Genomic DNA, 8,229 nt, shown 5'->3' on the forward strand with positions numbered 1-8,229 from the left:
ATGGCCACTCCCTGTGCCCGTCAAAGGCAGGAACAGGATGTTGGGGACAGAGTCGGTTCCGAGCGCCCACGACGCCGTGCGGTCGTCTGTGCGGCCGATCGGAGTGACGGCATGGAAGTTGAAAGACTGGTAACCGCTGGCGGCCGTCAGGGTGTGGACCTCCGTGCGTCCCGACCCTGTGCTCCCGTGCAGCAGCAGGTAGAGATCGCCGGAGTACTTGGCAACGATGAACCGGCTCGACGACGCGGAGAAACCCTGCGCCAGGGCGGTTGTCGAATGGAGTGACCACTGCGAGTAGTTGGAGGCAGCGGAGAGGGCGTGGACTTCTACCTTGCCTGACCCCGTGCCGCTCAGGCCAACGAGGTAAAGGTCCCCGCCGCCAGGGCCGCCCACGCTCAGCTGCCATTGACTGTCCGGGATGAATGCGCTCATCGGGGTGACCGTGTTCACGATGGTGTCGCGGTAGTAGCTTGCCCAGCTGACCACGTGAAGCTCCACCTTGCCGGATGGGGTACCGGTTGTCTGAACCGCGATCAAGTCCGGACGTGAGTCACCGCTCAAGCTGCCGACGAAGAACCGCCACTGAGTTGGGTTGTCTTGGCTCAGGTGCGTGGCCGCGTCGATGAGTCGCGACATGTAGTTGGAGGAGAGCGATTGGCCGTGGACCTCCACCTTCCCCGATCCGGTTCCGCTCGAGAGCGCGCCGTAGAGATCTTCGTCAGTCACGTGGTTTCTCAGGAGGTAGACAGCCGCCGCGTAGGCAATGTTGTTCAGCTGTGCGTACATCCCGTCCCCCGGGCACCCCGTCGCATCGACGTCACGATGGCCCGACACGACTCTGATCGGCACTGCGGTGCCAGCGGGGTAGTTGGTGTAAGGCCCACCGCCCGAGATGAGGACAGTCGAGCCTTGTGGGTTGCGGTTGTGAAGCCCGAGCTTCCAGCCCAGAACTGTGCTGATCGAGTCGGTCATCGCGGCGGTTGGTGAGGCACTTGTGAAGTCACCGATGCCGGATACGCCAAAGGTGTAGGTGTTGAACCCTCCAGCGTGCGCACCGATCACGGGTCGGTCCATACCTCCAAATCGACCCTCGAAGATCACGCCGAAGCGGTCGACGAGGAAGTTGTAGCCGATGTCGCACCAGCCGTTGCCGTTGACGTGGAAGGCGTAGATGGCTCGAACGAGACCTGCCGACTCGGAGGGCGCATAGGTATTCGTGTTGACGGTGTGGTGAACGATCCCGGCCTTGATCGTCGAGGAGTAGTCAACGGTGCAGTCGGCTGGACGTAGGGTCTCGTCCGCTCCCCACTGGGCTCGAGTCACGATCGTCGGTGCGAGCGTTCCTGCGTGAGCGGTCGATGACGGAGCGCCGCTGAGGTTAGCGTCTGCAGGGGATGTTCCTGGATCGACCGTTACGAGCAGTAGGTCCTGCGGCGTGGCGCCTGAACCGGTGTCCATCCGTACCTGGATCGCCTCGCCGTGGGCCGCGGCGATCGGTCCGGCGGAGGCTCGCGCGGCGGAGCGAGCGCCTTCGTGGCTCGCGACATCAGGGCCGCCCTCCTTTTCGAGGTCGTACCAGTCGGACCAGGCACCTGCTTCGCGGACCCGGACCTGGACGACGACATCCTTTGGAGCACCGGCACGCGACCAGGTGACCCCGGCCGCGGCGAAGTGACCGGTGTCTAGTTCCCCGGTAAGGACTGCCGGCACCTTTGTTCGAGCCGCCCGCCCTGCTTGCGCTGGCCCATTTGCCCCGGCTGACCCGAGTGCCTGGGGGTCGAACGCCTGAGGCGAAAGCGCGAGAGAGGCGGCGTCGACACCGGAGATGCTTCGCGTATGGACGACAGGTTTGACGGGCGACGCCTGGGCCCCGATGGGGCTGAGCACAGGCGCGGCCAGCAAACCGGCTGCCATTACCACGATGGCAGTGATACTGACGCGCTTCATGGATCTCCCCTAAGAGTTAGACCTCTGTCACACCGTCACCTCTGGTAACAGGATGAGCCACTATAGGAAGAAAAGGGTGCCCCGGTAGCCTCCAGCCATGAGAATTCTCGTCACCGGCGGTCTGGGCATGCTCGGAAGTGACCTGAACGAGGTTTTGACCGACGCAGGTCACGACGTGACCGTTGCGGGGCGCTCGGACCTCGACATCACGAACCCGGACGCGTGTCAGAGCCTTGTCCACGGACACGACACAGTGGTGAACGCGGCAGCGTGGACCGCAGTAGACGACGCCGAGACCCATGAGGCCGAGGCGTTCGACGTGAATGCCACCGGCGCGGCAAACCTGGCGAGGGCCAGCCGTGCAGCGGGCGCTCGACTCGTGCACATCTCGACCGACTACGTGTTCCGCGGTGATGCCACGGCCCCCTACGCAGAGGACTCGCCGCTCGCGCCCCGGTCGGCGTACGGGCGCACCAAGGCGGCAGGTGAGTGGGCCGTGGGCGCCATCGCGCCGGAGTCCTACGTGGTCCGCACGGCCTGGCTCTATGGCGAGCACGGTCCGAACTTCGTCAAGACAATGGCACGACTTGCGGGCGAACGGCCGTCCCTCAGCGTTGTCGACGACCAGCGCGGTCAACCAACCTGGACTCATGACCTCGCCGTCGCGGTTGAGTCACTGCTGAGCAGCGACGCTCCGTTTGGCATCTACCACGGCACCTCCTCGGGGGAGACGACCAAGTTCGGTTTCACCCGAGAGATCTTCCGGCTGCTGGGACTTGATCCCGACCGAGTGCTGCCGACGACGACTGATGCGTTTCCGCTGCCCGCCTCCCGGCCCGCCTACTCCGTGCTCGGTCACGAGAAGTGGGCGCAGGTCGGGCTCCCCGACCTGCCCGATTGGCAGACGTCCCTTAGGCGCGCCATCAGCGCCGTCATCGGCGTTCGCACCTGACTTGCGGATGCCGGATGCCAGTTATGTTGACGACGCTCGAGAGCGAACTGACGTCACGGACGTGACCGTCGTGGTTGTCACATGGCAGCGTCGCGACCTTGTCCTGTCGTGCCTCGACTCGCTCGCCCGACAGACGACCTCGCACCGGGTCCTGGTCGTGGACAACGCGTCTACGGACGGGTCGTCCGAGGCGGTCGCCGTCACCTTCCCCGAGGCGAAGATCCTGCGTCTGCCAAAGAACGTCGGTTTCGCCGGCGGGGTGGCGGCGGCCATGTCTGAGGTTGGCACGCGGTTTGTCGCACTGCTCAACAACGACGCCCTCGCAGAGCCGGAGTGGCTAGAAGCCTGCCTGGTGGCGATGCAGGACCCAGGTGTTGCTGCGGTCACGTCGAAGATGTTGCTGGTGACGACGGGGTCTGGTGTCGAAGCCCGGGTCGTCAACAATGCCGGAGTCGTGCTGCTGGCCTCCCTGTACGGGGCGGACCGCGGGCTGGGTGAGCACGACGGTTCCCGGTACGACGTCCCGGTCGAGGTCTTCGGCTTCTCGGGGGGCGCGGTCGTCCTGCGGACGTTGGCCGTCAAGGCAGCCGGGGGCTTCGCCGACGAGTGGTTCATGTACTACGAGGACACCGACCTATCCTGGCGGCTGCGGCTCGCCGGCTGGCGGATCGTCTACGAGCCGCGTGCCGTAGTCCGGCATCTCCACGCCGCCAGCGCGGACCCCGCGTCGGAGGGCTTCGCGTTCCATAACGAACGCAACCGTCTGCTGATGCTGCTCCGCGACGCCCCGATCAGCGCTGCGGTCGGCGCGACCGGTCGGTTCGTCCTGACAACGGCCTCCCTTGCCGCAAGCCGGGCGGCTCGTCGCTCCGTCCCCGACGCGGCCGTGTTCAGGCCAATGCTGCGGCTGCGAGTGCTGCGAGACGTAGCCTGGCGCTTCCCGCAGACTCTGCGTGACCGGCGGCACGTTCCTCGCAGCGTCTCGCGTCGGGATGTGCTGCGCGAGTGGACCGGGGCCACGGAAAGACCCGCCAGGGTGGTGAGTTGAGTTGCGGATCGGTATCGACGCCACTTCACTCTTGGGTCGGCGCACCGGCATCGGGACCTATACGGCCAATCTGTTGCGACACCTCACGTCCGACTGGGAGCAGGACGAAGTGGTCGCGACGGCGTTTACCTTTCGTGGGCGCCAGGAGCTGGCGACAGAGGTACCGCCCGGGATCAAGGTGCAGACCAAGGCAGTTCCGGCCCGGGCATTGAGAGCCGCCTGGGCGAGGGTGAATGTGCCCGTGGTGGAGGCACTATGCGGTCGCGTGGACGTGTTCCATGCGACGAACTTCGTACTTCCGCCGAGTCGGGGGGCCGCGGGGGTCGTAACGATCCACGACCTCGCTTACCTCAAGTTTCCCGAGACCGTGTCGGCGGCGTCGTTGGCCTACCGGGAGCTCGTGCCCAAGAGCTTGTCCAGGGCGGCGGTTATCCTTACCCCTTCGAGGACGGTGCGGGACCAGCTGCTAGACGCGTACGTGGTCGACGCGGAGCGTGTCGTCGTAACACCTTTGGGCGTTGACCAAGCGTGGTTCGAGGTTGCGAAGCCGTCGGTCGAGTGGCGCCGGCAGCACGGACTCCCCGACGAGTACCTCCTCGCGGTGGGCACTCTCGAGCCCCGCAAGAACCTCGCAGCGCTGCTAGCCGCGCTGCGGCTGCTCACCCAGCGCCAGGATCACCCGCCGCACCTCGTTCTGGCGGGAGGAAAGGGGTGGGGCCCAGCACTCGACCTCGCCGGACTTCGCACTGACAAGGTGACGTTGACAGGACATCTGCCCGAGGCCGACCTGCGACGGCTGGTGGCCGGCGCCTCGCTGCTGGTCTTCCCTAGCCTTGACGAGGGCTTCGGGCTGCCTCCGCTCGAGGCACTCGCCTGCGGGGTGTCTGTGCTCGCGAACGATCTGCCCGTCACGCGTGAGGTCCTGGGTTCGTGCGCTTCGTACTGCGATGCGGGTGACCCCGATCAATTCGCCGCGGCCGTTCTCGACGCAGTGGGACACCCCGCGGCTACTCCGGCACAGCGCCAGGAGCGGGCATCTGGATTCTCCTGGACCAACTGCGTACGGCTGACCCGCCAGGCGTATGTGCGGGCCCTTGACGACTGACGTTTGGTTGAGTTTCTGGTTGGGTGCCCGTGGACGCTCAGGCCCAATACTGTTCAGTTAGCGGGGCCCCATCGGCGATCGCGTCGAGTGGCACCAGTGCCCCTTCGATGCTCAGAGCGCCTTCGATGACCCTGGGTGTTGCGCCAGACAGTCGAACGCCGATCTTGCCCTCAGCCAGCAGGGTCTTGCCGCGATAGACGCCGAACACCAGGGTGAAGTCCCCTGGAACGTCGGGGAGTGCGTCGATCATCCATCGAAATCGCGTCTCGGATGAACCGAGCTGTCCGCGAGGAACTGGCCTCCATCGCGGCTCGACCTCGATGACAGGGTCCTTCTCGCCTGGGCTCGCGAGCTTCAACGAGAAACGCACCTCGCCCTCGGGGATGGTCGTCCACTCCACGGTTCCTTCGACGACGACTGACGCACCGCACTGATACTCCGACACCGGTTCGGCGGACATCGGATCGAGAACCCGCATGGAGCCCACTGTCGCGACGTCGCCCTTCCTGGCGTCGACGCCGTCGACGCCTAGCATGCGGTTCAGCCTTTTGACGGCCTCACGCGGCCGGCCGTCATACATGACCTGTCCGTGGCTGAGCAGCACTGACCGCGTGCACAGCTGCTCGATCAGACCGGGGGAATGTGAGACAAAGAGTATGGTCTTGCCTCGCTGTTGGAAGTCCGCGATGCGATCCAGGCATTTTTTCTGAAAGGCAGCGTCGCCGACTGCCAGCACCTCGTCGATGATCAGGATGTCCGGGTCGATATGCACCGCGACCGAGAAGCCGAGACGCACGTACATTCCCGACGAATAGTGCTTCACCGGGAACTCGATGAACTCGCCCAGCTCGCTGAACGCCAAGATCTCGTCGAACAGGCGGTCCGTCTCGTGGCGCGGCACCCCGAGAAGAGCAGCATTGAGGTAGACGTTTTCTCGACCAGTTAACTCTCCGTCGAACCCGGCGCCGAGCTCAAGCAGGGAGGCGACCCGGCCCACGACCGACACTTCACCTTCGTTGGGTCGCAGGATTCCGGCCAAAACCTTCAGCAGGGTGCTTTTGCCCGAGCCATTGGGACCCATCAGGCCGACGGTCTCTCCCCGACGCACCTGGAGGTCGACGTGCCGCAATGCCCAGAAGACCTCCTTCTCGGTCTTCTCGCGACGGACCAGGCGCTCCTTGAGGCTGGTGGCCCGTCGTTGGTAGCTGGCAAAGCGCTTGCTTACACCCTCGGCTCGGATGAGGATTTCTGACATCGCTTGGTTCGAGCTCGACGGTGAGCTACTCACAGATCCTCCGCGAAGTCCGCCGAGAGACGGCGGAACTGCCAGATGCCGAGGGCGAGCACCCCTGCCGCCACGACGAACCCGATGCCCAATGCCTCGACGTAGAACATCGTCGACGCGCTGGGTAACAGAAGGTCTTGGGTGCCCGGGTAGTACACCACCCCATAGAGCGCGCGCTGGAAGGAAATCACCACACCAGACATCGGATTGAGGTAGTACAGCCACTCCTTGGTTCCGGTACCCAGGAAGTGCTGCACCAGAGTGGCGGGGTAGATGATCGGCGTCAGCCACATCCAGGCAAACAGAGCAACCTCGAGGATGTGCTGCGTGTCCCTGAGTCGCACGGTGGAGGCTGCCACAAAGAACCCCAACCCGACCGTCATCATCAGCGCGACGACAAGCGCCGGAATTAGGAGCAGGAGCTGTATCCGCACCGGCGGCATCTCAAAGACGAAGAGCGCGACAATGAGGACGGCGTACTGCAGGGCCACCTGCACTCCCGCGAACCCGACGGACGCCAGTGGCAGGGCCGAGTGCGGGAACGGCACCTTCTTGACCAGGCCGGCATTTCCGAGGATCGAGGTGGCGGCCCCACTCACCCCCATTGTGAAAAAGCTCCAGATCAACAGGCCGGACATGAGGAACAGCCCGAACTTCGGCACCTGCGACTTGAACACCACGGCGAACACGAACGTGTAGACCACGAGCAGGAGCATGGGGTTGGCCAGTGACCAGATGAAGCCCAACGAGGAACCCTGGTACTTGACCTTGAGGTCCTTGCGGATCAACTGCGAGATGAGCTCGGTCCGCAGGCGCGTCTGCTGTCTGTCGCCGCGCGTCGCGAGCTGCATACCGGTCCTTCCGTCTGACGGCTCCGCCGTTCGTGTGGCAGGCTCACGATACCTGCACCGACGAACGGTTCGGCACGACGTTCCTGCGGGGCGCGAATGGAGGTCACGGCCGGCATGGGGGCTCCCGTCCACCTCGACGTGCTCGCGACGCAGCTGTGCGCGCGGATTCCGGGTGGCACCGGCCGCTACACCCGCGAGCTGATCGGGTCGCTAGCCAAGACGATGGGCCCACTGGATGACGTCACCGCTGTCGTCTCCCTCGGGTGCAAGGCCGCCGCCGACCTGCCGGTCCAGACGCGCGCCATTCCGCTGCCGGTGCCCCTTCTCGCCAGGTTGTGGGAGCGCGGTATGCCGCCGGCGGTCGGCTCGGCGGGTCGGGTCGTCCACGCGCCGACCCTGCTGGCGCCGCCCACCGCCCGGGGGGTTCCGCTGGTCGTCACGATCCACGACGCAGTGCCCTGGACCCATCCGGAGACGCTCACGCCACGGGGGGTGGCGTTCCACCGCAGGATGGCGGCCTGGGTCGCGGCTGAGGCCGACGTGATCGTCACCCCCACGTTGGCGGTGGCCGCCTCGCTGCGCACGATCCTGCGGCCGGTCGCGAGGCTCGAGGTGGTCCCCCCCGGTGCCGCAGCCCTACCCGTCCCCTCGGATGCGCACGCCTTGCTCGGGGCTGCCGGTGTGGTTCGCCCCTTTGTACTCTTCGTGGGGACGGCGGAACCCCGCAAAGCGCTCGACGTGCTCGTCCGGGCGATGGCCGACCCGGTGACCGACGACCTCGACCTGGTCGTCGTGGGGCAACAGGGGTGGGGAGGCGTGGACACCCCGGGACTGGTCGCTGCCGCAGGCATTGGCAGCCGGGTCGTCCAGGTCGGCCGGGTCGACGACTTGATGCTGGCCGCCCTCTACGACGGGGCTCGTGTCCTCGCCATGCCCAGCCGCGCCGAGGGCTTCGGCCTACCCGTCCTGGAGGCGATGGCGGCCGGCCTCCCGGTCGTCGTCAGCGACGACCCTGCGCTGGTCGAGGTCGGAGGCGACGCG

General features: G+C 65.8%; 7 protein-coding genes. 4 read left to right on the plus strand and 3 right to left on the minus strand.

The features are described from left to right. Window positions 1–1,947: peptidoglycan recognition protein (locus ABI385_RS12850; RefSeq protein WP_348104145.1), on the minus strand; the 1,947-nt coding region annotated here is incomplete at its 3' end. 97 nt (window positions 1,948–2,044) lie between these two features. Between ABI385_RS12850 and rfbD the strand changes: the two genes are divergently transcribed. The 3 genes from rfbD (at window position 2,045) to ABI385_RS12865 (ending at window position 5,052) form a co-directional block, all read left to right on the plus strand. After that, window positions 2,045–2,899, plus strand: a complete 855-nt coding sequence (rfbD, locus tag ABI385_RS12855) for a dTDP-4-dehydrorhamnose reductase (RefSeq protein ID WP_348104146.1) — start codon at window positions 2,045–2,047, stop codon at window positions 2,897–2,899. A 70-nt stretch (window positions 2,900–2,969) separates the two neighbouring features. Beyond that, entirely contained in the window at window positions 2,970–3,947 is a 978-nt protein-coding gene (locus ABI385_RS12860) for a glycosyltransferase family 2 protein (protein ID WP_348104147.1), read from the plus strand. Window positions 3,948–3,978: 31 nt separating this feature from the next. Continuing rightward, window positions 3,979–5,052, plus strand: coding sequence for a glycosyltransferase family 1 protein (locus ABI385_RS12865; RefSeq protein WP_348104148.1), 1,074 nt, complete (start codon window positions 3,979–3,981; stop codon window positions 5,050–5,052). A gap of 37 nt (window positions 5,053–5,089) precedes the next feature. Here the strand turns inward: ABI385_RS12865 and ABI385_RS12870 are convergent, their stop codons facing one another. Both ABI385_RS12870 and ABI385_RS12875 read right to left on the minus strand, forming a co-directional pair. Beyond that, window positions 5,090–6,307 (minus strand): ABC transporter ATP-binding protein, encoded by a 1,218-nt coding sequence (locus ABI385_RS12870; RefSeq protein ID WP_348104149.1) that lies wholly within the window; start codon window positions 6,305–6,307, stop codon window positions 5,090–5,092. A 29-nt stretch (window positions 6,308–6,336) separates the two neighbouring features. After that, complete coding sequence (locus ABI385_RS12875; RefSeq protein WP_348104150.1) at window positions 6,337–7,188, minus strand: ABC transporter permease; 852 nt, start codon at window positions 7,186–7,188, stop codon at window positions 6,337–6,339. A gap of 96 nt (window positions 7,189–7,284) precedes the next feature. Between ABI385_RS12875 and ABI385_RS12880 the strand changes: the two genes are divergently transcribed. Further along, window positions 7,285–8,229: glycosyltransferase family 1 protein (locus ABI385_RS12880; RefSeq protein ID WP_348104151.1), on the plus strand; the 945-nt coding region annotated here is incomplete at its 3' end.

The sequence above is a fragment of the Lapillicoccus sp. genome, from assembly GCF_039935575.1.
In the GTDB taxonomy this organism is placed as follows: domain Bacteria; phylum Actinomycetota; class Actinomycetes; order Actinomycetales; family Dermatophilaceae; genus Lapillicoccus.